This window comes from Paenibacillus sp. 203 (assembly GCF_037027525.1).
In the GTDB taxonomy this organism is placed as follows: Bacteria; Bacillota; Bacilli; order Paenibacillales; family Paenibacillaceae; genus Paenibacillus; species Paenibacillus polymyxa_B.
This window is the reverse complement of sequence record NZ_JAXCHD010000001.1, coordinates 38,705-64,368: the sequence shown is the minus strand read 5'-3', so window position 1 is coordinate 64,368 and position 25,664 is coordinate 38,705. Positions and strand designations below refer to the sequence as shown.

22 protein-coding genes are annotated in these 25,664 nt (G+C 49.2%); 2 read left to right on the top strand and 20 right to left on the bottom strand.

Going from position 1 to position 25,664, the window contains the following annotated elements; genetic code table 11:
• The first annotated feature begins 128 nt into the window (after nt 1-128).
• Nucleotides 129-1,850: a cellulase family glycosylhydrolase gene (locus WA407_RS00310; protein WP_336076525.1), complete on the top strand. Its 1,722-nt coding sequence runs from the start codon at nt 129-131 to the stop codon at nt 1,848-1,850.
• Nucleotides 1,851-1,937: 87 nt separating this feature from the next.
• Here WA407_RS00310 and WA407_RS00305 read toward each other — a convergent pair whose 3' ends face one another.
• Entirely contained in the window at nt 1,938-3,173 is a 1,236-nt protein-coding gene (locus tag WA407_RS00305) for a S1C family serine protease (protein WP_235306809.1), read from the bottom strand.
• Between the two features lie 503 nt (nt 3,174-3,676).
• Between WA407_RS00305 and WA407_RS00300 the strand changes: the two genes are divergently transcribed.
• Entirely contained in the window at nt 3,677-3,883 is a 207-nt protein-coding gene (locus WA407_RS00300) for a hypothetical protein (protein ID WP_025723164.1), read from the top strand.
• Here the strand turns inward: WA407_RS00300 and WA407_RS00295 are convergent.
• From WA407_RS00295 to WA407_RS00205, 19 genes are all read right to left on the bottom strand, one after another.
• Nucleotides 3,852-4,658 carry an MBL fold metallo-hydrolase gene (locus tag WA407_RS00295; protein WP_023991120.1) on the bottom strand — a complete coding sequence of 269 codons (807 nt, stop codon included), beginning with the start codon at nt 4,656-4,658 and terminating at the stop codon, nt 3,852-3,854. The genes WA407_RS00300 and WA407_RS00295 overlap by 32 nt on opposite strands.
• A 6-nt stretch (nt 4,659-4,664) precedes the next feature.
• Nucleotides 4,665-5,429 carry a two-component system regulatory protein YycI gene (gene yycI, locus WA407_RS00290; protein WP_028540969.1) on the bottom strand — a complete coding sequence of 255 codons (765 nt, stop codon included), beginning with the start codon at nt 5,427-5,429 and terminating at the stop codon, nt 4,665-4,667.
• An 18-nt stretch (nt 5,430-5,447) separates the two neighbouring features.
• Nucleotides 5,448-6,788 (bottom strand): YycH family regulatory protein, encoded by a 1,341-nt coding sequence (locus WA407_RS00285; RefSeq protein WP_235306810.1) that lies wholly within the window; start codon nt 6,786-6,788, stop codon nt 5,448-5,450.
• The gene (walK, locus tag WA407_RS00280) at nt 6,785-8,539 is read right to left on the bottom strand and encodes a cell wall metabolism sensor histidine kinase WalK (RefSeq protein ID WP_442952020.1); all 1,755 of its coding nucleotides are present in this window, start codon (nt 8,537-8,539) and stop codon (nt 6,785-6,787) included. The genes WA407_RS00285 and walK overlap by 4 nt, the downstream gene beginning before the upstream one ends.
• Nucleotides 8,540-8,610: 71 nt before the next feature.
• On the bottom strand, nt 8,611-9,342 hold the full coding sequence (gene yycF, locus WA407_RS00275) for a response regulator YycF (RefSeq protein ID WP_023991124.1): 732 nt from the start codon (nt 9,340-9,342) through the stop codon (nt 8,611-8,613).
• Nucleotides 9,343-9,573: 231 nt separating this feature from the next.
• Complete coding sequence (locus WA407_RS00270) at nt 9,574-11,097, bottom strand: M23 family metallopeptidase (protein WP_336076523.1); 1,524 nt, start codon at nt 11,095-11,097, stop codon at nt 9,574-9,576.
• Between the two features lie 323 nt (nt 11,098-11,420).
• Nucleotides 11,421-12,080, bottom strand: a complete 660-nt coding sequence (locus WA407_RS00265) for a hypothetical protein (RefSeq protein WP_336076522.1) — start codon at nt 12,078-12,080, stop codon at nt 11,421-11,423.
• Between the two features lie 147 nt (nt 12,081-12,227).
• Nucleotides 12,228-12,944, bottom strand: a complete 717-nt coding sequence (locus tag WA407_RS00260) for a GntR family transcriptional regulator (protein ID WP_165178314.1) — start codon at nt 12,942-12,944, stop codon at nt 12,228-12,230.
• A gap of 27 nt (nt 12,945-12,971) precedes the next feature.
• The gene (locus WA407_RS00255; protein ID WP_336076521.1) at nt 12,972-13,979 is read right to left on the bottom strand and encodes a CehA/McbA family metallohydrolase; all 1,008 of its coding nucleotides are present in this window, start codon (nt 13,977-13,979) and stop codon (nt 12,972-12,974) included.
• Nucleotides 13,972-14,439, bottom strand: a complete 468-nt coding sequence (locus tag WA407_RS00250) for a hypothetical protein (protein ID WP_254328007.1) — start codon at nt 14,437-14,439, stop codon at nt 13,972-13,974. Before WA407_RS00250 ends, WA407_RS00255 begins: the two co-directional genes overlap by 8 nt.
• On the bottom strand, nt 14,436-15,950 hold the full coding sequence (locus tag WA407_RS00245; RefSeq protein WP_254328006.1) for a hypothetical protein: 1,515 nt from the start codon (nt 15,948-15,950) through the stop codon (nt 14,436-14,438). Before WA407_RS00245 ends, WA407_RS00250 begins: the two co-directional genes overlap by 4 nt.
• Nucleotides 15,951-15,981: 31 nt before the next feature.
• Nucleotides 15,982-16,824, bottom strand: a complete 843-nt coding sequence (locus WA407_RS00240; protein WP_336076520.1) for an ABC transporter permease — start codon at nt 16,822-16,824, stop codon at nt 15,982-15,984.
• Between the two features lie 2 nt (nt 16,825-16,826).
• Nucleotides 16,827-17,996: an extracellular solute-binding protein gene (locus WA407_RS00235; protein ID WP_322154469.1), complete on the bottom strand. Its 1,170-nt coding sequence runs from the start codon at nt 17,994-17,996 to the stop codon at nt 16,827-16,829.
• A 98-nt stretch (nt 17,997-18,094) separates the two neighbouring features.
• The gene (locus tag WA407_RS00230; RefSeq protein ID WP_336076518.1) at nt 18,095-19,126 is read right to left on the bottom strand and encodes an ABC transporter ATP-binding protein; all 1,032 of its coding nucleotides are present in this window, start codon (nt 19,124-19,126) and stop codon (nt 18,095-18,097) included.
• 53 nt (nt 19,127-19,179) lie between these two features.
• Complete coding sequence (locus WA407_RS00225; RefSeq protein WP_039272106.1) at nt 19,180-20,004, bottom strand: ABC transporter permease; 825 nt, start codon at nt 20,002-20,004, stop codon at nt 19,180-19,182.
• 203 nt (nt 20,005-20,207) lie between these two features.
• A complete protein-coding gene (locus tag WA407_RS00220) occupies nt 20,208-21,494 on the bottom strand; it encodes an adenylosuccinate synthase (RefSeq protein ID WP_336076517.1) in 1,287 nt (428 codons plus the stop codon).
• Nucleotides 21,495-21,870: 376 nt separating this feature from the next.
• On the bottom strand, nt 21,871-23,229 hold the full coding sequence (dnaB, locus tag WA407_RS00215) for a replicative DNA helicase (protein WP_013373892.1): 1,359 nt from the start codon (nt 23,227-23,229) through the stop codon (nt 21,871-21,873).
• Nucleotides 23,230-23,231: 2 nt separating this feature from the next.
• Complete coding sequence (rplI, locus tag WA407_RS00210; protein ID WP_013312788.1) at nt 23,232-23,675, bottom strand: 50S ribosomal protein L9; 444 nt, start codon at nt 23,673-23,675, stop codon at nt 23,232-23,234.
• Nucleotides 23,672-25,660: a DHH family phosphoesterase gene (locus WA407_RS00205; protein ID WP_039272108.1), complete on the bottom strand. Its 1,989-nt coding sequence runs from the start codon at nt 25,658-25,660 to the stop codon at nt 23,672-23,674. Before WA407_RS00205 ends, rplI begins: the two co-directional genes overlap by 4 nt.
• Between the last annotated feature and the right edge of the window lie 4 nt (nt 25,661-25,664).

The window sequence follows — 25,664 nt, the reverse complement described above, 5'->3', positions numbered from 1 at the left end:
CTTACAAATTTAAAATATCTAATTAACACATGATTTTTATATAAATTATACAGGTATTCCATATTCAAATCGTATGGTAGTGTTTATTAGAAAGCGCTTTCAAAAATAACTTTGTAAAGGGGCCTGTTATGTTAAAACGAAGACCCGTTTCATTGCTGTCGTTGACGCTTGCCATCACTCTACTGTTATCTACGTTCGCATCCGTTGCCGCTGCTGCCGAATCCAACGGACAAGCACCGCAAACTGCGGCTGCAAACAGCACGCAATCGTATGTGGAAGCCATGCAGCCGGGATGGAATTTAGGAAACTCGCTGGATGCTGTCGGGGCGGATGAGACAGCCTGGGGTAATCCGCGCATTACCCAGGCGTTGATCCAGCAAATTGCTGCCCAAGGTTACAAAAGTATTCGTATTCCCGTCACCTGGGATAAGCACATTGGAGCAGCACCCAACTATACCGTAGAGTCTGCCTACATGAGCCGTGTGGAAGAGGTTGTTCGCTGGGCACTGGATGCCAATCTGTACGTCATGATTAATGTCCATCATGATTCATGGACGTGGGTAAGCAGTATGGAGCCCAAACATGATGAAGTGTTGGCTCGCTATAACACGTTATGGACACAAATTGCCCAGCGCTTTAAAGATCAGCCCAACAAGCTGATGTTCGAAAGTATTAACGAACCCCGTTTCTCCGAAGGAGGGACTACGGATGAAACAAAAATGAACCAGATGCTCCAAGAACTGAACGTATCCTTTCACAAAATTGTCCGCGCCTCTGGCGGTAAAAATGCCACTCGTCCCCTTGTTCTGCCTGGCTTGGACACTGCACCTGCTCAGGCCAAAATCAACGAGCTGTACAACACGATAACCAAGCTGAATGATCCCAATCTGATTGCCACCGTCCACTATTATGGTTATTGGCCCTTCAGTGTAAATATTGCGGGCCATACTACTTTTGATAAAGACACTAAAAACGATATCATCCAAACCTTTGATAACGTCTATAACACCTTTGTAGCCAAGGGAATCCCAGTCATTGTTGGTGAATACGGCCTACTCGGCTTCGATAAAAATACAGGCGTTATTGAACAGGGCGAAAAGCTAAAATTCTTCGAGTTCCTGACCTATTATATGAAAGAGAAAAAAATAACAGGTATGCTCTGGGATAACGGCCAGCACTTGAACCGGACAACGTACAAATGGTCTGATCCTGAACTCTTCAATGTCATTAAGTCCAGCCTAAAAGGACGTTCCTCTAACGCAGCCAGTGACCTCATTCACTTGAAGAAAGACACCTCTGCTCAGGACACCAAGGTCACTTTAAACCTGAATGGCAACCATTTGAAATCACTCAGTGTCAACAGCAAGAAACTGAAACAGGACACCGACTACACACTGAGCGGAGACACATTAACCTTCAAAGCCAGCTTGCTCACCAGCCTGACCACTTCCGATAAATATGGTGAGAATGCCGTCATTACCGCCAAGTTTAACAAGGGGGCAGACTGGAATTTTAGAGTCGTCGTGTATGATACACCGAAATTTAGTGCTGTCGAAGGGACTACGCAAGCCTTTACCATTCCAACAGACTTCCGTGGTAGCCAGCTTGCGACGATGGAAGCCGTGTATACGAATGGTGGCAATGCCGGTCCACAGGATTGGACACCTTATAAGGAATTTGGCAATACCTTTGCCCCTGCCTATGATGCCAACGGCATCAAGCTGCTGCCTGAATTTTTTAATAGTGTAAAAGATGGTGACGTCACGTTGAAGTTCCATTTCTGGAGCGGCGATGTGGTGACATACAAGATCACCAAGAGCGGAACCCGTGTGACGGGAACGACATCTTAATCTAAGGCGCAGCAGAAGATCGAAAAAGGCGTTCCCGGGAATGAGCCGGAGAACGCCTTTTTTATAGTTAAGCCTATAAGTTAAACCTTAGCCTTCCGGCTTATCTGTTAATTTTAACGTCACCAATTCTTCCTTGCCTGCCCGGTAAAAAGTAACTTTCAGCTCATCGCCAATCTTCTTGTTATCGTACAAGTAGCGACGTAAATCAAGCGTAGAGTTAATCGGTTCGCTATCAAACGCTGTAATGACATCGTTCAGCTTCAAGCCACCCTCCTTGGCAGGACCATGGGCCTCCAGAACGACAGCCCCATTCTTCACGCTGTCCGGCAACTTAAGCTCCTTGCGCTGAGTTTCATCCAGCGGTGCATATTCATTATTGAGGTCGACCGTGTATACCCCCAGATAAGGGCGGGTGATCTTGCCGTCCTCAACCAGTTCATTCACGGTCTTCATCACCTCATTGGCGGGAATGGCGAAGCCAAGTCCCTCAACACCTGTATCAGCGATTTTCATCGTATTGATGCCAATCACACGTCCGTCCAGATCGACTAGGGCGCCGCCGCTGTTTCCCTCATTAATCGCCGCATCGGTCTGGATAACATGCTGCTCCCAGTCATATACGCCATCCTGGTTAATGGAAATTGGAATGATGCGATTCGTATAGCTCACAATACCGGAGGTAAGCGTGTCTCCCAAGCCGAGCGGATTGCCAATAGCAATGACCGTTTCACCCAGACGAAGTTTGCTGGAATCACCGATATCCGCTACCGTGCTAATACCTTTATCGTCCACTGCGAGTACAGCGATATCACTAATGCGATCCTTGCCGATCAGCTTTGCCTCTTTTCTGACACCGTCTACCGTTACAATATCCAGATCATCTGATCCTTCGACCACATGGTTATTTGTCATAATGAAGGCTTTGCCCGAACTCACTCGGAAAATGACACCCGATCCAAGCGCGGATTGTTCCGTGCTTTTACCATCTTCCTCTTTTAGATTCACAATGCTGACGACGGCTGGGCGCACCTTGGCTGCCGCCTGCACAATCCGGTCATACGGATCACCCGCTGCTTGCCGCAAGGGATAGTGACTGGCTCCGGTTACCGCCGTAGTGGAGGGCAGACCTGTAATAAAGCTGAACAGAAGCACGGCAATCACTGCACTGACTGCACCGCTAATGACAGCAGCTTGCACCGGACTTACTCCACGCTTCCTGTGTGGCCAACGTCCCCGTTCTCCACGGCGCGCCTTAAATGCCATTTTTTTAGCCGCACGTGTGGATACCTTCGTTGAATAAAAATCGTCCTCAAACAAGCCCATGCTAATCCTCTCCCCTTCGTTGTCATGCACCGACACTCACTAAAAAATTAGGGCTATTCGGGCTTGCGCCAACCTATGCTACAGAGAACCTGCTCCGTTGAACATCTCAAATGGATTGAATATCCCTTATCATCGGAATCCAGCAACCAATCGTTCCGGCCTACTTATTAATCACCACAAATGGTGCCTTCCTAAGCAACCGAATCTCATAAATTAGCATACACGCCGAATCTGACTCCGAATAGAGGAAAAAAGAGGAATGATTTCCAAACCAATGGACTACAATAGTAACAAGTCTTCTATTCTATTACAAAATGATCGTCTCATAGAGACGTTCTGGCCTGTTCCCGTCCGCTTAAAGCTGCCTATACTTTCGATGAGAGCCTTCCTTCAGAAAGCTTTCCGTTGTTAGCTTTATTGTATCACAGCACCCAGCAAAACCACAGGCAGAACCAAGCTCATTGCACGCCATTTCTAAAATATTTTTACAGGAGGAATATATGATGAATTCACATCGTTCAGCTATGGATGAAGTTCGCATGGCTGCCAAGCTTGCGGATTTGAAAGACGAGCATTACCGCAATACACTGGCGCTAAGTACATTGATTGAACTACTGGTGGACAAAGGCGTAGTGACCCGTGAAGAGGTAGAACGCAAAGCCGCCGAGCTGGACAGCTTTATGGCTCACTTACCTTATCCCAAGGTGTAGGACGATCATAGTACGTATCGCACAATCGAAACTCACTGTCCTTGTAAAAACAGCCGCGGTCTTCCATCGCCCCACGTACAGTCAACTTCGCAAGTTCCATCATATTGTGGTCGCGGCTCAAATGTGCCAAATACGTTCGCTTCGTACGACCTGTCAGCAGCTCGCTAAGAATCGCGCCCGCCATCTCATTGGATAAATGACCGATATCGCTGAGAATACGGCGCTTGATGTTCCACGGATAACGACCCATACGCAGCATTTCCACATCATGATTAGACTCCAACACCAATACGTCCGCGTCTGATATCGCCTGCTTCACTTTGTCGCTGACATAGCCGAGATCGGTAGCTACACTGAGTTTCTCTGCCCCATCATAAAAGCTATACCCTACAGGCTCAGCCGCATCATGGGATATGCCAAAAGACTCCACGCGTAATGACTCAAATTCCCGCGTTGCGCCTGTCTCCAATATTCTGCGGTTATCGTCTGCGATTTGCCCAACAGCATTGCTGATGGCAAACCATGTCTTCTCGTTAGCATATATAGGTAAATTATATTTACGCGCCATGGCGCCTAGTCCCTTAACATGATCAGAATGCTCATGCGTGACCAAAATACCATCCAACTCTTCTCCGCTCAGATCGCGTTCTTTCAGCAATTCGTCAATACGCTTCGCGCTGAGACCTGCGTCGATGAGCAATGTCGTGTCTTCGTTCCGCACAACGGTAGCGTTGCCGGTCGAACCGCTCGACAGCACGGTAAATGAAATCCCCATATCTGTTCAAGACCCTTCTGTATGTTCTGTCTTTGGACTAATGACATCTCCGTTCATCTGCACATAATACACACCTTTCCCGTTGTCCAGCATAAACCGCCACACGGGGGCAGCCACCTGGCTATCGGAGTTAAAGGTCTGTCCGTAATAACCGAGCCGGATATCCTTCACAATCGTATCACGCGGCAAATAGCCATCGATCAGCCTTGCCAGTGCTTTGGACGCAGGCAGCATTTTCTTTGCCTCATCCGAAGGCTGGAGATCGACCTTAATTTTGCGATACCCTGTAATCTTTTGATTGCTGTAAAACAGAGCCAACTTCACATTAAATAGCGGCCATTTGCCCTGAACCAGCGGATGAAGTACAAAAGCATCTGCTTGTCCGGATGCCAATTCCTCCTGAACATCCAGCGGATCATACTGAAAGTTATCGATATCCTTGATTTGTGGCTCCAATGCCTCAACTAGCGCGTCATGGGTGAATACCAGTTTGCTGTCCACCGGCTTCACCAGCTGCACACGATCATCCTTTTCTCCACTATGAACATATGTGTAAGAAAGTTTAGGCAGCTGCGGGGTATCCCCGGGAATCGGAGCCAGCACCTGAATGCTTTTCTCTTCCATTAAACGCTGCGTATTTTCATCCAATGAAGTAAAATCCAGATTCGGCCCTGCCGTTTCCTGCGCATCATGCCACAATTGGTAACCCAATACCACATTGAGCAGCAAAAATGTACAAATCAATACGTTCTTGGCGCGGCTCCAATCCATTCCCGTTCCCCCTTCCTGTCACCTCTTTGTCTCCCGGTCTGGCTTCGTTTGTGTTGTGTTGGATGCTGTCGTTACAGGAACAGCATGAATTTCTGCAACAGAACCGTCACTGAGCGTAACGCGCCACTCAGGAGCAAGCTTCAATCCATCATTGGTCAGCTCCGGCTGATATACAGGAGTCAGCTCACGAATTGTCTTCCCTTTTGCTACAGACTCCAGTTGCTTCTTCAAGGGCTCGCCACCCGGCAGCATAACCTTCTTCGAGGATTGCTCTCCTCCCTTGAGGTACAGCAACGAACGTTCATAGACAGATGCCGTTTCTTGCTGGATTTGCAGCGAAATTGTACCAAAGCGGAACGATGGTGTGTCCAGCACCGGATAAGCACCATAATACTGCTGAAACATCACAGTCGTACGATTTTCATCACTGCTTCTTAATTTCATTTGGTACGAAGCATCCCAACCGCCATGCTGATTCACAAAATCAACTGCGGCCAGTACATCCCTAATTGGACTACTGCCACTTGCCCCTGGCGCACTGGGATCGGTATAGCTCATCCATCGTTGCTCCTGCTTAATTTGCAGACTACGCTTGCTGTCCGTGTAAATTTGTGAGCCGTCCTTCTCCTGAATATTGCGCGTAATCCCCGGATCAAAGAACAAGTTCCGCTGCATTTGCTCCGTCGTAAACAACCCGGCATACACCACAGGCTGCACTGTTTCCAGGTCATTCACGGGAATGTAGTACTGATTATCCACCAGCTCGTACAACGGGGCACTTTCACCGAAATTCACATGCTGCCGAATGTCCTCTACCGTCATGTCGAACTGGTTCGCCTCATACACGACATCGCCTCTGGCACTGAAAAAGAGCGCGTGTGGCTTGGCATTTTTTTCATCTATATAGATCCAAATGCGGTTAATCGTCTCTCCCTGAAACACCGAATCCGGCGTCAGACGCATAACCCGTTCCAGTAATGAAACCGGGACTCCGCCTGAAAAGGATAATTCGAGGCCTTCATTTTCGCTGCGAATCTGCGCCCAGTCCGCCGATTGGATACTTCGACGTTGGAAGTTGTTAAAGCTCCGGCTTTCCAGCCGTGTATAAATTAAATCGTAAAAAGTAACACCCGGATAAAAAACGGTATGCTTCTTCTCACCTTGGTGAATGAGCATTTTATCAGGAAACACAAGGTTCTCAATCTTTTTCTCCTGCCCCATGCTTTCGGTTTTGACATAGTTCGTTTCTGAAGTGAGTACAGAATCACTGCCTGGAAGGCGGTAAATCAGAAAATAAGTCTGTACCAGGCTGGAAGCAACCAGCAAAATAAGCGTCCAGGACTTCAAACGTTCCTTCACTGTGCTTCCCTCCCTTCACTCGACATGGGTAGCGTAAAGGTCGTGCAGGTTCCCTGACCGTATTCCGACTCCAGAAAAATCTGGCCCCCATGCGCCTTTACAATTTCCCGGGCAATCGACAGCCCCAATCCCGTGCCACCCATATTGCGCGATCTCGCCTTGTCTACACGATAAAACCGTTCAAAAATCCGGTCCAGATCTTTTTTGGGAATACCAATTCCGGTGTCTTGTACCGAAATGGACAGCATTCCCTCACTGTTGCGGCGAGCTTCAATCCGAATACTCCCGCCATCTGGCGTATATTTCAATGCATTAGACATCAGGTTGTCCAACACCTGCTCAATTTGGTCCCGGTCGATCACGACCTTACCGATTCCCTGCTCTACGAACATCCCTGAGTGAATGTGCTTTTGCTTCATTTGAAAAGAAAACCGATCTGCGACCTCGTCCAGCATCTCCATCACATCTGCAGGCTGCATCCGCAAAGGCGCCTCATTGGAATCAAGCCGCGACAAATGCAGCAAATCCGTAACCAACCGAATCATACGCTCTGTCTCGTTGCGGATCACGCCTACAAAGCGCTCCGCGAGCTGCGGTTCAGCCATCGCGCCGTCATCCAGCGCCTCAGCATAGCTGCGGATGGTCGTCAACGGAGTGCGCAGCTCATGTGATACATTCGCTACGAATTCCCGCCGTGTCGTCTCCATTTCCTCCTGCTCCGTCACGTCCTGGAGCACGGCAATCGTCCCCGTAATGCCAATTTCCCGCCGATGAATCGGCGTGAATGTCACACGGATGACGATGGGTTCATCCTGACCGGCTGGCTCCAGCTGCAAGAGCGTGGAGGCCGAAGATCCGCTATACAGGGCCTCGGTTTCCTCCGGGTCGATCCCCAGCAGTACCGCGATATGCCTGCCGGTCATTTCGTTTTCGTTCACGCCCAGCATGGCGCTGGCCCGACGGTTGACCAGAATGACCCGGCCGTTGTCATCAGTAGCGACCACACCGTCGCTCATATTGGTCAAGATGGAGGAGAGCTTCTCCTTCTCCTCTTCATTTTGAGACAGTGCCTCACGCAGACGGCCTGTCATATAGTTAAAGGCCACGCTGAGCCTGCCGATCTCATCATCCCCAAATACAGGCATCTGCTGATCGAATTTGCCCTCGGCAACCTCTGTTGCATGACGTGTCATCACCTTAATCGGATGCGTAATCGTGTGGGCCAATACCACGCCCAGCACAGCCGTTAGCGCCAGCGCAATGAGCATACCTGAGAGAAACACATTGTTAATGCGTTTCATCGTATCGTAGAGCTCGGTCATCGAAGCGGCGATGTACACTGCGCCGACAATCTTGCCTTGGCTGATGACGGGCTTGGCGACGACCTTCTTGCGGACGTTATCCTCGTCCACCATGTATTCCTCGTTATCACGGATACCTTGGAGTGCGCGGCTAACCACTGTCTGCGTATTTTTGCGTCCAACATAATCGGCGTGTGAACCTTGAGAAGTAATTAACACTTTGCCGCTGGCATCCAGCACCTGAATTTCCGCGCCGCTGAAATCAAACAAATTATTCACGCGTGCACGCAGGCTTTCCACGCTGTCTTCTTCCATTTTGCCGTCACTGCCACTCAGATCCTGCTCCGCCAGCACGGACAGCATTTCCGCCCGTGCTTGCAAATCCTGCGTAAAATTACTCGTGAGAGAGTTCTTCATCGAGCTGACAAAATAGACCCCAATCAGCTGCATAGCCACCAAGATAAGCAGCACATAGATAATAATCAGCTTTGCATGAATGGTACGAAAGAAAGACAGCCATCTCATGCCCGCAGGCCACCTTTGCCCCCGCTCACGATATATCCAAGACCACGGCGCGTTAGGATGGTCTCCGGCTTGCTCGGGTTCTCCTCAATCTTCTCGCGCAACCTCCGAATGGTCACATCTACTGTCCGCACATCCCCGTAGTATTCGAAGCCCCATACTGCCTGGAGCAAATGCTCCCGCGTCATGACTTTTCCAGCATTCTTCGCCATATAGTGCAATAGCTCATATTCGCGGTGCGTCAGGTCAAGCGGTGTTCCGTTTTTGTAAGCTGTATACATATCTGTATCAAAAAAGAGGTCGCCCACGCGCAGCCCCTGCTTATCCTCCTGCGGTCGGCTTTCCGACGTGCCTGCCCCGCCACGTTGCTGTCTGCGCATCTGTGCCTTCACTCGTGCCAGCAACTCCCGTGTGCTGAACGGCTTTGTCACATAATCGTCCGCGCCCAGCTCCAGCCCCAGCACTTTGTCGATTTCGCCGTCCTTGGCGGTCAGCATAATAATCGGCGTCTGGAGCTGATGCCCGCGCACCTCGCGGCATACGTCCATGCCATCCATGCCCGGCAGCATCAGATCCAGCAGAATCAGGTCAGGCTGCTGCTTGACCGCGATATCCACTGCGCTGATTCCATCGAAGGCGCAAATCACCTGGTAGCCCTCTTTTTCCAAATTAAATTTCAAAATATCAGCGATGGGCTGTTCATCATCCACTACTAGAATCGTTCCCTGCATACAGCGTTCACCTCTTTTCACGGATCATAATCTATAATTAACTTTCGTTTATCAGTACCTATAAGATGTTTATTCTATTCTATCATACCCGTGCGCCATTCCATTACTTCTCCAGACCCTTTTCTTTACGCAGAAAAAAACCATGCCTGCACCTACTGTTAAGCATGCAGAAAAACATGGCCTTTCCCCTTGATCCCATAAATCATGTAACTCTCGATATAAACATCCAGCCTATCTTAAATACGTCATTGGATTGCGTGGCGTATTATCTTTACGAATTTCAAAATGCAGATGCGTTCCAGTCGAGCGTCCCGTGTTCCCCATGACCCCGATCGATTCGCCCTGCTGAACCACCTGTCCTACATGAACGCCAATGCTGCTCAAATGCCCGTACACGGTTTGGTAGCCGTTGCGATGATCAATCATAATGACATTGCCGTATCCATTCTGCTGACCTGCAAATGTTACCACACCTTCATCTGATGCGTGAATGTCAGCACTACCGACCAAATCGACACCCTCATGCATACGTCCCCAGCGTGCGCCAAAGCTACTTGACATCGATGCACCGGACACCGGCCAAGCGAACTGTCCTGAGCCTTCTCCCACGACCTTCGTTCCTCTAAGAACCACCTCAGTAACAGACGGCTGTAGCACCTTTTGACCGAGCCATTCCTCTTGCACAACCTCACCGTTCTCCTTGGTCAAACGATAGTCCATCTCTTTAAGACCTACTTGTCCTGGTCTGACTACTTTGGTAACCCCTGCCTTCAGTTCATCGCTCTGGCGAATCTCAACCTCAGGCTCGATGGCAATCTGTTCGACGACCTTCTCTACTGTTCGCACCGTAACCGGAGCCTTTGGAGCAGTAAGCTTCAATTCATCTCCAATTTGCAAATATAGCTCACGCGAGCCGGGATTGTTCTGCTTAATCTCCCAAGCGGTCATATTAAATTTAGTTGCAATCGACGACAAAGAATCGCCTTCTTGCACTGTATACGTGATAGGAGCCTCACGCCCCTCAGTCAACACTTTGACTGCTTCAGCCTCTGTCAGCACCTTGTTCGGGTCTGCTTTTACAGGCTCATAAGCGATTTTCTCACGGATACTGGCAGACTCCAGCCATGCCTTAGGCGTTTTAGTACTAGCACTCGCATGACTACTGCCCACAGATGTTTTGCGAACCAGCCCCTTGATGCCTGTAGATGTACCCTCACCCACAGGTGTGTACTTCTTCTGTACTTGCTTTAAAGCCGCCTGTGCAGTCGCTTTATCCTTTACAATGCCAACCGTCTGTCCGTTGACCTTCACTTCTACCCCTTTGGCATACGCTGTCAGCATACCATCCAGCTTCTTCAGCGTGGCTGCGCTGTCGATATCCGCTTTATATGCCTTCTCAATGTCTGTCGTTACCGCGCTCGTATTGAGCACCATATCGACGCCGGGATACTTATCCTTATACTGTTTGCTCTTCGTTGCGTACAGCTGTTTAAGTTGTTGCTCATTCAAGATATTTCCGACCTCGACGCCTTTTACATACACTTTATAATAAGGAACTGTGTTAGCTCCGACATACTGATTACTCGCAAAAATAAGACTGCCTGCAATCACCACACCGCCTGCCGTCCAGCTCAACCATTTTCTCCGACCGCTCCACCACTTTGCTATTTTCCCCGCTTCCACAGCAGGCTTGTCTGCAACATTTGAAACTGCATTCCTGCTGCCTGGTGAATCCTGCTCCTTCAAAACCTTCATGACTCTCTCCTTTTCAGCATATCTTATCTCTATATAAATGCGTTCGTTATTGGTCTTTCACACTATGAATTTAGCCTGTATTCACAAGCATCTATGATATTAGTCGCTATCTACCATTGCATAGTTGCGTAAAAGGTTTCAAAAATTTAACCTTTTCACAACACTGTTTACTTTAACATAGCCTTTACAAAGAATTCAACTACACTCCAATTCCTTCCTGGCACGCAAAAAAATCCGCGCATGGCGCGGATTCTATAGTCCTATTTTGAGCATAAACATTTCCCCTGAATTCAAGGTTATTTATTCAGGATTTTGCAAAATACTCATTTAAGCAAATCCATTAACTTGTTGTATTCCTCTTTGGTCAAATACTTCGCTAGCACCTGCTGAATATTCTGAAGCTCCTGCTCGGTGAGACCGCCTTCCATCGCAGCTGATATCTTCTGCATCTCCTCCGGCGGCAGCTTATTCATCAGAATCGCAAAAATCTCCTGCTTCTGTGCCGCTGGTAAATTGTTCTTCTTTTCCGTCAAATGGTCGGGCGTAATAACCAAATCATGGCCTTCAATACTCGTTTCGGGTGTAGCTGTTGTACCTTCTGCCTGCTTCCGAGACTCATTGCCTGATGTTCCCGCCGACGTGGCACCCTCCTGAGATGCCTTGCCATTGGCTGCGCCACCAGCCTCACTTCCGCTTTCTTCTAAGCCCTGTCCCATGACAGGCAACGCACCATCAGGTGGTGTTACACTTCCCGAGTCACTCCCTGTCGTCTTGTTCTTCCCCGTGTCTGTGCTTTGGTCCGTACCCGTACTGCCCTTTAGCCAACCCAATCCCCATATGGGCTGATGATCAAGCTGAATGTTAAACTGCCGCAGCAGCGATTGAACATAAGCATTAACGACTACACCTGTCACTGCCAGCGTCAGTGCGCTAACCAACACGACTGTCATTCCTTTTTTGAGCAGCCATCCAAGCCACCTCATATCCCGTTACCTCCTTATACGCATCCTGCCATGTGTGTATCATCATGAAGTGCATATAGATCAGTATTGACGAGATATGACGATTTTTAACCCATGGAATATGTAAAACTAGCACAATTCAATAGGAGATGCCACCTTCTGATTGAATTAGCGTGTACGACGTACCCAGAAACGGAAAATGTCACTGCGGACATAATCCAGAGAATACAGCACCTGCCTGTTCATTTCATCATAGTGAAGCTGCTTTAATAGTAATACCGTGGCCTGTGGATGCTTCAACAGACGCGTCATATGTGCATCGTCATAGTTGGGAACGGTAAGCTCGGAATACGCTCCGACGATTCGCACCCCCGCCTTGAACTCGAGACTCTGAAAAAGCGAGCCTGAAAAAGAGTCACCTTCCAGAATGGGTCCGGCTAATTTCTCTGGCATCCAGTTGATAGAGTGGGCTACAGCCTCTCCGTTGGCAGTGCGTGTACGCTCTAGAGCAATCATGGGCTCATTCTCGGAAAATCTCATCTGTTCGGCAATATCAGGAGGACAAACCGAGATTCTCTGAATGGATTCTAGCTGCTCGTCTTCCCGTAACCCTGCCGAACGAATCATGTCCCCGATGCTGTACAGGCGGTCGAGGGAGCTTGGAATACTCGGCAGCGGGCAAGTCGCAAACGTGCCACTCCCGTGTTTTACAAGCAGCTTACCTTCCGATTCCAGTTGGCGAATAGCTCCCCGTAGCGTCGTACGCGAGACACGAAACGATTGGGAAAGTGCAGTTTCCGACGGCAGCCGATCCCCCGGACCCATTTGATTAACCTTCATATATTCTTCTATACGCTGCTTTATGTTCTCTTGTTTTGTTGACACCGTCCGAAGCCCAGCCTTTCTATTGTGTTAAGCCATATAAATCGGATTCGTAAAAGCAATCATCATCACGCAGTCTTCCATGCAGCCGTAAAGCTCAGCTCGTATCCAGCCCTTACCTAGCGGATCTTGCAATGATAGCGTATATTCTCCTGTGTGAGCAGGGATCTGAATCTCGGAGCATATTCCGTGACTACTTGTCAGCAGAAGACGAAGATTCTGAGGCTTGAGGTTGTAATGGGCTGCTCTTGCTTCCACATCCAATTGAACCGTCACAGATAGTGAATCTTCTACAGTCAGCTCTATGCATTCGCCGATGTGATAACGATGTTCTCTGCCCTTAATCTGTGCCCACATCGTTAGTAACGGTCCCATCGTAACTGACACTGAACCGTGGCGAATCGCCTCAACTGCCCGGTCTGCTAAACCTTCTCGCTCTTCTGCCTCATCATGAACCCCCAGATACGTAACAGCCGGAAGCGCATCATCCGGTTTAGATACATGCCAGTCCCGACCGCTTACCGCAGTGATGCGATACCCCTGATTCAACAAGTCGGTCCACATGGCAAACGCCCGCTGGCTATCCCGCTTAATAGATGGCATAAGCGTTGACCAGACTTCTATATAATCCACCTCATGCCAATCCTGAATCGTGTATTCCCAAAAGCACCCCGTACAGATCGGACTTCCAATCCTGAACGGATGGGCAATCCCTGCAATGCCTCCCTGCTCATGCACCTGCCGAATCCCCTCATGGATGTCATCTGGTCCCAGCACACGCCAGTCGATAAAGCGGTCAACCCCAAGCGTCAGCATATGCCCGTAAAAGGTCGTCCACTCCATCCCTGAAATGATCGGGAGACCAAACTGCCGCTGAACCTGTTCCTGATCCGCAAATGCCGATTGCGTGTTGTGATCCGTCATAGCGATGCACTCAAGTCCCAGATTCACTGCGCTTTGAACAAGCTCCTCCAGCGTTTGCTTTCCGTCGCTGTGAAGCGTATGGGTGTGAAGCTCAGCCGGAATCCATTTAAGCATATGCTGCTTCCTCCCCCAATACATGAATTTGGTAGGCAAGCGTCTCGGTTACAACGGCATGCAGACTGACCGTAATCCGCCACACGCCCGCCGGATTATTTCCTGCGAGGAATCCTGGCGAAGCCGCAGACGAACCGAGCCAATGCTCCTGCTGCATCTCGGGACGGTGCGCATTTCCACGGTGACGGAGAGGATCATCGACAGACAGCGTTAATAAATTTTGCAGCGGGATATACTTCTTCCACAGATCGGATGAATGCCCCGGCTCATCGTATCCATATTTGCTCATGCTTTCCTCAATGATTCCTCGTGCTTGCTCTTGATCCTCCAATAACTTGGGCGTGTAAGAAAAGTGGATACGGATCGTTTCAGTCGGCTGTGGAATATGAAAAGAGTACGTAATATGGCTCTGGGTGCAGGTTCTGTCGACCGTTCCTTCCACATACAGTAGTCTGCTCATGACTTCCCATCCTGGCTAGACAGTTCATCCACAACATGCTTTACCATATCATTCACAGGATGTTCTTCATCACCCGACATGTCTTTGTCTGCCGCCCATAAAACACCCACGGGTTGAAGCCGCGTCAGCTCAATTACCCGGTCTGTACGAATACCTGGAAACTGCGGGAGATTATCCTCGTTTAACGTAAAGGCACACAGTCCGGCTACTTCCATGCTATCAGCACCGCCTTCAAGCAATACGGCTCTGATTTCAGCTATATCCTCAAGCACAGCCTCTCCAGACAGCTTGATCGTGGTGGAAAAATGTGACTCTGCCCCTTCATAAGCGGCTCTAAAATCCCCCAGTCTCAGATCATGATGGCACGATGAATACCACTGCTCCGAGCCGTGAAGGCGAAGCTGAACATCGACACAGGCATCTTCCTCGCGCCGATTGAAGCCCGACTTGAACCCTGGAGACAATTCTCTGTCTGAATCCCGTAAGGGGCGTTTGGAAGTCTGGATAAACACATAGCTACGCTGGTGTGCAAGTGCAATGGAAGACGCTTGTGACGGTATTTCCAGCTCCTGTTGACGTTCCATCTCCCACCCAGTGACCTGATAGGCAAAAGGAAAACGGCTCATGACCGCCTCACGTGGCTCTTCCTCTGGTTTCCACTCGAAAGCAGGCGGCAGCATAAAACGATAGTCCGATGAAATGTCATCCTTAAAGTTTCCGTTAGTTGTTGCGGATTGGAGAACAGGATGCCCACCCAGATCATAATTCCCATTAAACGCAGTCGTAATATGATGTGCCCCCTGGAAAACAGCTTCCAGAACATTGTCCTCTGCATCTAGCTCCACGCGGTACATCCATTCGATATCGGTGGTTCTTCCCCATTTGCTCATAAGCAGCGGCGCGGGCGTTCCCTCATCTTCATGACTGAACATCATCTGATATTCGATGACTGTCTTCTCCTCATTCCCTTCCACAGAATAGAACAAAACAAGCGGTGTATCCGTAAAGCGATTCTCATAGGGATGTGACAGATTGCGGCCATATAAAAGCGGGGTATGGCGATAAATCAGCGATCTTGGAGAGGAATCAGCCACGCAGCGCAGTTCAACCCCGTCGATCCATGCTCGAGATACAAGCGGAGCCGATTCCAATTCGCGAAATTCAGCATAGACCTCGTAATCGCCTGCTTGTAGATACCCCAACAGACGGGTGTACACTCCCTGACTGCTGCCATAGTACAAAATGACATCTTGATTATAGGCTTCATTCAGGTAGAGGCGTACGAAGGCAGATTCTCGATCTATCGCAGCCCAGTCACTGTCTGATCTGGCGAACAGATCAAGCTCCGCGTATCCGTCTTCTGGCATGGAGAACCTAAACCGGAACCCGTTTCCCGGGCTGAGCTCAACCTCCGCCTTGTGTAAGGCAATCCGATAACCGCAATCCAGCAGATCCTTTTCCCATACTCGCCCACTAAACCCGGTAATTTGCACCTCTGCTTGGCTGTTCATCCCTGTAACCTCCTTAGTGTATAACGGCGGTCTAGCTGGCATCCGCATCCTTCACCATTGTCCGAATATAAAAGTAGCCCATAAAAGAACACAGTAAAAACATAAACACTGCCATTGCGCTGGCCGTATGCGTCTCCTGATAGCTGGAAAACACCTGCTGCATCGCAACACCCAGCACCTGCGGCGAGTTGGCACCGATCAGGAAGGGAGCCGTAAAGCTACCCATGATTCCCATAAAAATGAAGGTCACCGCAACCCACATCGTTTTGTAGGAAAGGGGTAAAATAAAGCGCCCAAACAGCTGCATCGTGCTGGCTCCGGCATCTCTGGCGCTTTCGACGACGGCGTTTGGAATGCTGGCAAGTGCCGAGCTGAGCAGCATGGTTGCGAACGGAATGTTGAACCACAAATTAGCCAGCACCAGCCCTTTGTAGTCATAAATAATCCTCGGAATCGTTTCAATACCAAGCGGCAGCAAAAGACGTGCAGCCCAACCGTGATTGCCATACATCGTAATGATCGCATACGTTGCAATTACACCGGGAACAAACATCGGAATAAAATACAAGCGGCCTATCCACTTCACGACAACTCCTTTGCCGAATCTCAGATAAATCGCCAAAGCATAGCTGATGACCAGAGTAAGGGCCGTCGAGACTAACGTGACATTAATTGTATACATGATATTTCTACGCATGGCAGGTTCCGTGAACAGCCGAATATAATTGGTCAGACCGTAGCCCGTTCCATATTGATCAATCAAGCTTTCCTTCACGGCATAAAGAATCGGAATAATAACGACGACCAGCAAAATGAGAAAAGACGGGATGACCAGAGCAAGCCCCAGCATCCCCCTTTTGGACAATGAACTCATGCTCAACCGCCCGCTACTTCACTTTGCCAGCGTTTGTAGATTTCCTGCTGAAGCTCTCCGCTGTTAAAACTGCGGTATCCAGAAGATACACTGTTGAATTTCTCTTGCAGTTCCGTTGGCATCAGATTCCACTTAATCCCCGGATAGCCGTACATTTTATTAATAACCACCGTTTGCGCTTCAGGCGTCAGTATATAATTCAAGAATTCCTGGGTTGCTTCTTTTTTGGAGGAAAGTGAAGGAACCATCAGATAAGAGGGGCCACCTGTAAAAGCAGGGTCGATCTGTGTCAGCTTCACCGTGTCTGGAAGCAGCCCTTTAGCCAGTTGTTCGAGCGCCATATCAGACCAGGCTGGAACCATGTCTACCTCTCCACTTGCTAAAATATCAAGCGTGCCTTGGTTCTTCTTAGGATAGACTCCTTTTTGGTACATTGAAGGGCCCAGCTCCTTGAGCAGTGAGAAACCTTGATCCCATTTCTTCATATTTGCCGGATCATCACTGTTCATCGCCTCTGGCGGAAGGAAATTATAGATAACCGTGTTCACAAATGAGCTGCCTGATCCACCTGTGGACGGATCATTATAGGCAAACTTGCCCGGATGCTGGCGAATCCACGTGTACAGCTCGTCGGCTGTTTTCGGAGGTGTCGCTACTTTTGCACTATTATAGGCAAGGACAACCGAAGAGGCACGGTATGGAATGGCCTGATTGTTGACTTGCTTGAGATACGTTTCATCCACATTCTTCAAATTTGGAACTTTGGCAGCGTCCACCGTTTCCCACAGTTTTTCGCCTACCCCTTTAGTGATGTCATCCAGACTACCTTCGTACAGGTCGATATCTGTATCGGTTTGTCCGCTTTTCTTGGCTGCGATCAGACGGTCCAGTGTAGATGCACCTCCGGTCCCTGCTGGCAAATACACCAGTTTGACCTTAACGTGATCATTTTTAGCTTCAAAGTCCTTGATTAACGTTTCCCACAGCTCTTTAACGTTCAGAGACCCTCCAGTGTACAGGGAGATTTCCGTCGTTCCGGTAGCGGCTCCCGCTTTGGTAGACTTGGCTTCCCCTGTAGCCGTAGCGGCATTACCGCCGCTTCCACAGCCAGCCAACAACGATAAACTAAGTACCCCTGCCAAAACCAGACCCATATTCTTTTTCCCAAACACGTTGTTGCCTCCTTTAGATAGTTGCACAAGTTCGCAGCATCACCAGATGATGCGTTCGTGATGGACATTGATGCGATATAGAGGTTGATCGTGAATCTTCACTGTGCTGCTGGAAAAGTAACAATTTTACTGAAGCTGAATCTGATATGCTCTCCACTGCGCAGCTCGGCCGCTCGTTCACGCGGCACAAACATTTTCAGATGATGGGTACCGCTATCCAGCGAAACTTCCGCATAATGCCCGAGAATCATCACTTGTCTGATCGTTCCGGCTAGAGAACCTTTTTCTTCCGTCGTCAGAACAATATCCTCTGGCCTTACACCAACCATGGATTCACCCGTGTATTCATGCTCTTGTGCAAACGGTATTCCGCTCACAGAGACACTGCGACCTGTACTCACCCCCTTTAATAAATTGATCCGGCCAATAAAACCCGCTACAAAAAGTGACTGTGGCTTGTCATAAATCTCCTGCGGTGAAGAGAGCTGCTCAATCCGGCCCGCATTCATAACGACGATGCGGTCGGAAATGGACAGCGCCTCCTCCTGATCATGGGTAACGAACACCATCGTCATCCCCGTCTGGGTCTGGATATCGCGCAGCTCCTCTCTCATCTCCATACGCAATTTGGCATCAAGCGCGGAAAAGGGCTCGTCCAGCAGCAATACATCAGGCTTTAGCAGCAAAGCCCGAGCGAGTGCTACCCGCTGCTGCTGACCGCCCGAGAGCTGTCCCGGCGTTTTACGCTCTGCGCTCTCTAGCCGAACCAGCGCTAGCGCTTCCTTCACCTGACAGTCGATCTCTGGCTTCTTCACCTTTCGAATCTTCAACCCGAAAGCCAGGTTGTCATACACGGTCATATGCGGCCACAAATTATAGCTTTGGAACACCATAGCCGTCGGACGCTTTTCGGGCGGCAGCTTGAGTACGCTTTTACCCTGAATCTGAATGTCGCCACTGTCCGGGTCCAAAAAGCCGCCAATGGAGCGAAGCACGGTTGTTTTACCACAGCCGGAAGGTCCCAGCAGTGTCACCAGCTCTCCCTTCATCACGTCAAGTGAAATGCCTTTGACTCCGTCTCCTGTCTTGAAGCGCTTGGTTAACTCTTGAATGGATAATTGAATGGGCATTAGCTTAGGCTCCTTTTTCAGGATTTTACAAACTCCTCTTTTGACCAATTACGTTATTTCACCTGAAATCCGCCTGCCAGGACATCCGCACTCACAAAACGCTTGGCTGCCAATAGCAGAATGATCGTTGGCAGGGTAAGAATGACCGAGAAAACAGCACCCGTTGTGCTTGGATAATCAGCAATGATGGAATACATGATGACTGGCATTGTTTTATAGTCCGGCGTTCCGACAAGGAGTGTCCCCTGTGCTTCATCCAGTGAAGCAAGAAAGGTAAAAATGGAGGCGACCACAATGCCGGGCAGCGCCATAGGAAAGGTGATTTTCCAAAACACCCGAAATGGTCCGGCCCCAGCATCCCGCGCCGACTCCTCCTGTGCACGATGTACGCTACGGAAGGCAGAGGAAGGAATCCAGGTCATATACATGAGCGTGTTTACCATATGGATAAGCACAATGCCTGCAAAGGTGTTCATCAACCCGAATTGGTAGAATAGTACGGCAATAGACACATACAAACCCATTTTCGGAAAAGCATGCGTAAGTAGGAATGAGAAAAGGAACCACTTACTGAACGGGAAAGAAATTCGTGCAAAGGCATAAGCAGCAGGAATACATACGATAATGGAGCAGACTGTAACGGTAATCGCAATCAGGAAGGATAGAGAAATCGAGCTGAGGACATCATCCTGGGTAAGTACAAACTTCCACCATTCCAGTGACAAGCTCTGCGGGAGCGGTGCAGGATACTGCCATTTTCCCGAAACCGCCAAAAGGAGAAGATTGGTCAGAGGCCCCAGGAAAAAAATGACGAAGATGATAAGCACAATGAATTCTACAATTTTGCGTGTGCCGAGTGAGCGAAGATACCAGTTCATAATTCATCCCTCTCAAGACGTCTAGACGTCCGAATCTCTTTTCTATTTGGATTATAGAGAGGGTTTGTTATCACAAATCGACAAGGAAGATAAGATTATGTAAAGGGAAAGATACCATTTAACACTTCACAGAATAAAAAAAGAGAGAGGCTACTAACAGCCTCTCTCTTTGAACGTGTATCAATAGCTATATCATTCTTGTCCTACAAATAAATCGGAAGCACCTGATTCGTTTGATCGCGATTACGCCCAACCGAGAAAATAGCGATTGGGATACCTGTCAGATCAGACACACGTTGTACGTAATTGCGTGTAGTCTCAGGCAGTTCCTCCAGCGTTTTCACACCAGTGATGTCTTCGCTCCAACCTGGCATTTCTTCATATACCGCTTCGCATTCCGCCAGCATTTTCAGGCTAGCCGGATAATGCGTAATCACCTCGCCGCGGTACTTGTAACCTGTGCAAATTTTCACCGTTTTCAGACCAGTCAATACGTCCAGCGAGTTCAGGGAAAGACCCGTTAACCCACTGACACGACGGGCATGACGCACAACGACGCTGTCAAACCAGCCCACACGACGAGCACGACCTGTAACCGTACCGTACTCATGACCTGTTTCACGAATGTAATCGCCGACTTCATCGTTCAGCTCAGTTGGGAAGGGGCCATCACCTACACGAGTTGTGTACGATTTAGCTACACCAATGACTTGTTGAATCTTGGATGGTCCCACACCGGAACCAATACACACGCCGCCAGCCGACGGGTTAGAGGACGTAACGTATGGATACGTACCTTGGTCGATATCGAGCATAACGCCTTGCGCACCCTCGAACAGTACCTTTTGATTTGCGTCAATCGCATCATTCAACACGACAGACGTATCGCCTACATAAGGACGGATAAATTCAGCATATTCCAGATACTGTTTCAGTATTGCTTCTACATCCAATGGCTCGCCGCCATATACTTGTTCAATCACTTGATTTTTCTCTTTCGTTTGGAGGCGCAGCTTCTTTTCGAATTCCTCTGCATCCAGCAAATCAGCAATACGAATACCGTTACGTGCAGCCTTATCCATATAAGCAGGGCCAATCCCTTTACGGGTAGTACCAATTTTGTTAGGACCTTTGCGGTCTTCTTCCAGCACATCCAGCGTCATATGGTACGGCATAATCACATGTGCACGGTCACTAATGACCAAATTTTTCGTAGAAAAGCCATTATCATGAATGTAAGTAATTTCTTCAATAAGAGCGGCTGGATTGACTACCATGCCGTTGCCAATAACACACTTTTTATCTTCATAAAAAACGCCGGATGGAATCAGGCTCAGCTTGTACTTTTTACCGTCAATGAGAATCGTATGACCAGCATTGTTTCCGCCTTGGTAACGGGCCACCACTTCAGCGCTTTCCGCCAGATAGTCCGTGATTTTACCTTTGCCTTCGTCTCCCCATTGTGTTCCCACAACGACTACAGTTGACATGTTTCATTCCTCCGTGGAGTGCCCACAGACACTCTGATTTTGAGCTGACACACTACGCATATCCGACTTCAACCGCCTGAGCGAGCAGATATGGAGCGTTCTCGGACAGCAGGAAAAAACGTCCGTCGCAGACATTCCGTAGGTTCGGAAAGCCCCGGGCGTAATGATCTCCCCACTGCGTTGAAGCAGCACTATAAGTGTAACAGCACCATTTTTTAAAGTCAAATAAAAAGCGAACATTATATTACATGAAAATAGTATTGTTCGTAATTGAGAGTTTCATTCCTTATATGAAAATACGTGAATCCTATAAAAAAAACCCTTTCGAGATCGCGAAATCCGCGTCGAAAGAGCCTTTTCTAATGATACTAATATGTTATCCGGCGAACGCATCCGAATGGGCACGCTCGTAATTAGCGAATTTATTATAATTTTTGAGAAAGACCAACTCTACCGTACCGACCGGGCCGTTACGCTGCTTGGCAATGATAATCTCAATAATATTCTTCTTTTCTGTTTCCTGATTATAGTAATCATCCCGGTACAGAAACGCCACGATATCAGCATCCTGCTCGATAGAACCCGATTCCCGCAAGTCACTCATCATCGGCCGCTTGTCTTGACGCTGCTCCACACCCCGACTCAGCTGGGAGAGGGCAATTACAGGCACTTCAAGCTCACGAGCAATTTGTTTCAATGTCCGTGAAATTTCCGATACCTCCTGCTGCCGGTTCTCGCCTGCTTTGCCTCGTCCGTGAATAAGCTGCAAGTAGTCGATTACGATCATACCCAGTCCCTTTTCCGCCTTAAGACGGCGGCATTTGGCACGGATATCAGCCACAGTGATGCCGGGTGTATCATCGATATAGATTTCCGCCTCTGACAAGGCTGCAATGCCCATCGTCAGCTTCGCCCAATCGTCGTCACCTTTAAATTCACCTGTCCGCATGACGTTCGCGTCCAGATTGGCCTCGGCGCAAATCATCCGCTGCACGAGCTGAGCGGCCGACATCTCCAGACTGAAGATGGCTACTGTCTCTTTTGCCCGAACTGCAACGTTTTGCGCAATATTCAGAGCGAACGCTGTTTTACCTACGGATGGGCGGGCGGCCACAATGATCAAGTCATTGCGCTGGAAACCCGCCGTCATCTTGTCCAAATCAACAAATCCAGACGGAATTCCGGTCGTATTGCCCTTATTCTGATGCAGCAATTCAACGCGGTCAAACACTTCCATCACGACATCGCGGATGGCAATAAAGCCACTACCTGAGCGCCCGTTGGATATCTCCATAATCTTGCGCTCAGCATCGCTCAGCATACCAGCGACATCCTCGCCACTGCTATAGCCTTCGCTCACAATCTGTGTAGCTGCACGAATCAAGCGACGAAGCATCGCTTTTTCTTCAATGATCTGGGCATAGTAATCCACGTTAGCCGCTGTTGGCACCCCGTGAGCCAGCTTCGCCAGATAACTGACACCGCCAATATCCTCTAGCTGTCCCTTGTCCTGAATTTTCGAGGTCAGCGTAACCAAGTCAATCGGCTGTCCGGATTCACCCAGCTCAATCATTGCTTCGTAAATCATCTGATGAGCCTTATCATAAAAGTCCTCGGTCTGCACCCGCTCCATTGCGGTAATCAGTGCTTCAGACTGGAGCAAAATAGACCCGATAACCGCCTGTTCAGCCTCCAGATTTTGCGGAGGAATCCGATCAAAAAATTCGCCGCCCATAATTATTCTTCTGTCACCTGTACTTTCAGCGTAGCTTTGACCTCAGGATGAAGCTTAACGGTCATTTGAGTCACGCCCAACGTACGAATCGGTTCTTCCAGCTCAATTTTGCGTTTGTCCAGCTTGATGCCCGTTTTAGCTACTGCCTCCGCGATTTGCTTGCTTGTAATCGCGCCGAACAGCCGTCCACCTTCACCAGCCTTCGCCTTGAGCTGAACCGTTGTCTCTTCCAGCTTTTTGCCGAGCGCTTGCGCCTCTTCCTTTTCCTCTTGCTTGCGTTTTTCCTCCGCAGCATTCTGATTTTCCAGCGTCTTCATATTTCCTTCTGTCGCTGGACGGGCAACACCACGCGGCAACAGGAAATTCGCTGCATAACCGTCCGAAACTTCCTTAATTTGCCCCTTCTTGCCTTGGCCCTTCATATCTTTAATGAATATCACTTTCATTCAAATAACCCCTCTTCCCCATCAATTTCGGCCAGCACGTCGACCACTCTGCGCTTAGCTTCCTCCAGCGGGCAATCCAGCTGAACCGCCGCATTCGTCAGATGTCCTCCGCCGCCTAGCCGTTCCATGACGACCTGTACGTTCATGCGTCCGAGTGAACGGGCGCTGATCCCCACCAGGCCGTCAGGACGTTCACTGACCACAAAGGAGGCCAGTACATCCGTCATATTGAGTAATGAATCCGCCACCTGAGCAATCAGGAGCTGCGGTATTTTCTGTCCGGGCTCTGTCACCGCAATTGCGATATGCCCATATATCATTTTAGCATGCTTAATAATTTCCGCCTTAGCAATATATTCATCCAGGTCCTCTTTTAACATCCGCTGGATCATAACTGTATCTGCCCCGCTACGTCGTAAAAAGCCGGCTGCCTCGAATGTACGCGAGCCTGTATGCAGGGAAAAATGCTTAGTATCCACCGTAATCCCTGCCAACAGTGATGTTGCCTCCAGCGGTGTCAGTTGGACCTTCTCATGGATATATTGCAGCAGCTCGGTCACCAGCTCACAGGCCGATGACGCATAGGGCTCCAAGTAGATCAGAACCGAATCGTTAATAAATTCCTCGCCCCGACGATGATGGTCGACAACCACCACCCGACTGGCCGTCTGCACTAGACGCGGCTCAATCGTCATGGAGGCCTTGTGCGTGTCCACCACGACCAGCAGGCTGTGCTCAGTCATTAGCTGGAGCGACTGCTCTGGCGTCAGGAGCGCTTGCGATAACTTCTCATCCTTGTTTACCTGCTCCATCATTCGGTCGATAGACGGATTGGATTTATCCAGTACGATATGTGCCTCTACATTGTAAAGCGCCGCAGCCTTCCACACACCGATGGCCGCTCCCACTGCATCCATGTCCGGTATTTTGTGTCCCATAATCAGCACGCGGTCGCTCTCCTGCATCAGATCACGCAGCGCATGTGCAATGACTCGGGCACGTACCCTGGTCCGCTTCTCGACAGCATTGGACTTGCCTCCGTAAAAGGACAGGCGTTGTCCCGCCTTCACTGCTGCCTGATCGCCTCCACGCCCAAGCGCCATATCTAGACTGGATTGGGCCAGCTCCCCTAGCTCCTTGATGCTCTCTGCACCAAAGGATAAGCCAATACTCAGTGTCATCGGTACTTTCAAATCCGCCGTCATTTCCCTAACGGTATCCAGAATGACGAATCGACTTTGCTCCAGCTCCTGAAGCGCTTTATGATTTAGCATAATAAGATAACGCTCAGAAGATAATCGACGTAAATAAATATTGTACTGATTAGCCCAGGATGTAATCTCGCTTGACACCTTCGCAATAAGCGCGGTGCGCTGCTGATCGTCCATCCCCTGAGCAGCCTCGTCCATATTATCGAGCATGACGATACCGAGCGCTAATCGCTCGTTTTCATACTGCTTGCGTAGCACCGCCAACTCCGTGACTTCATACAAATATATCAGACGCTCATCGGGCACGATCAGAAACTGATAATGACGCTCATCATGCTGTAGCTCCACCTTCAGCTCACGAGCAGGCTCCTTTGTTTCCTTCTTGGTGCTTAGAGCACCTGCGAGTTGAGGAAACAAATCTTGAAGAGACTCACCAATCAGTGATTGCTCCTCGAACATCTCCCCGGCAAACCGATTGTGCCATTCTACCGTTCGATTTTCACTGTATAAAATGATGCCGAACGGCAATGCACTAATCGCTTCCCCTTCCACCCGCTTGATCCGGAAGGAAAGACCGCTGATATATTGATTCAGTTCCCGACGAAAATCCAATTCCGTCTTCAGCATCAGCCCGCCGAGCAAGAATGACAGCAGCAGTCCTATCACACCCAGTTCCCAGTTGTACATGGAAATACATATGACAAGCACCAGCAGCAGTAAAAACGCCCAGACGGTCTGATAGCCGTGCCAGCGTTTTTGTAGAAATTTAGGCATGACT

Excerpts from the sequence above, each read along its gene's own strand:
- WA407_RS00220 (WP_336076517.1), bottom strand. The coding sequence starts at position 21,494 with ATGTCAACTGTAGTCGTTGTGGGAACACAATGGGGAGACGAAGGCAAA.
- yycF (WP_023991124.1), bottom strand. The coding sequence starts at position 9,342 with ATGCAGGGAACGATTCTAGTAGTGGATGATGAACAGCCCATCGCTGAT.
- WA407_RS00240 (WP_336076520.1), bottom strand. The coding sequence starts at position 16,824 with ATGAGTTCATTGTCCAAAAGGGGGATGCTGGGGCTTGCTCTGGTCATC.
- WA407_RS00230 (WP_336076518.1), bottom strand. The coding sequence starts at position 19,126 with ATGCCCATTCAATTATCCATTCAAGAGTTAACCAAGCGCTTCAAGACA.
- yycI (WP_028540969.1), bottom strand. The coding sequence starts at position 5,429 with ATGGATTGGAGCCGCGCCAAGAACGTATTGATTTGTACATTTTTGCTG.
- rplI (WP_013312788.1), bottom strand. The coding sequence starts at position 23,675 with ATGAAAGTGATATTCATTAAAGATATGAAGGGCCAAGGCAAGAAGGGG.
- WA407_RS00245 (WP_254328006.1), bottom strand. The coding sequence starts at position 15,950 with ATGAACAGCCAAGCAGAGGTGCAAATTACCGGGTTTAGTGGGCGAGTA.
- WA407_RS00250 (WP_254328007.1), bottom strand. The coding sequence starts at position 14,439 with ATGAGCAGACTACTGTATGTGGAAGGAACGGTCGACAGAACCTGCACC.
- WA407_RS00255 (WP_336076521.1), bottom strand. The coding sequence starts at position 13,979 with ATGCTTAAATGGATTCCGGCTGAGCTTCACACCCATACGCTTCACAGC.
- WA407_RS00310 (WP_336076525.1), top strand. The coding sequence starts at position 129 with ATGTTAAAACGAAGACCCGTTTCATTGCTGTCGTTGACGCTTGCCATC.
- WA407_RS00295 (WP_023991120.1), bottom strand. The coding sequence starts at position 4,658 with ATGGGGATTTCATTTACCGTGCTGTCGAGCGGTTCGACCGGCAACGCT.
- WA407_RS00225 (WP_039272106.1), bottom strand. The coding sequence starts at position 20,004 with ATGAACTGGTATCTTCGCTCACTCGGCACACGCAAAATTGTAGAATTC.
- WA407_RS00300 (WP_025723164.1), top strand. The coding sequence starts at position 3,677 with ATGAATTCACATCGTTCAGCTATGGATGAAGTTCGCATGGCTGCCAAG.
- WA407_RS00270 (WP_336076523.1), bottom strand. The coding sequence starts at position 11,097 with ATGAAGGTTTTGAAGGAGCAGGATTCACCAGGCAGCAGGAATGCAGTT.
- dnaB (WP_013373892.1), bottom strand. The coding sequence starts at position 23,229 with ATGGGCGGCGAATTTTTTGATCGGATTCCTCCGCAAAATCTGGAGGCT.
- WA407_RS00265 (WP_336076522.1), bottom strand. The coding sequence starts at position 12,080 with ATGAGGTGGCTTGGATGGCTGCTCAAAAAAGGAATGACAGTCGTGTTG.
- WA407_RS00305 (WP_235306809.1), bottom strand. The coding sequence starts at position 3,173 with ATGGGCTTGTTTGAGGACGATTTTTATTCAACGAAGGTATCCACACGT.
- WA407_RS00205 (WP_039272108.1), bottom strand. The coding sequence starts at position 25,660 with ATGCCTAAATTTCTACAAAAACGCTGGCACGGCTATCAGACCGTCTGG.
- walK (WP_442952020.1), bottom strand. The coding sequence starts at position 8,539 with ATGCAGCTGATTGGGGTCTATTTTGTCAGCTCGATGAAGAACTCTCTC.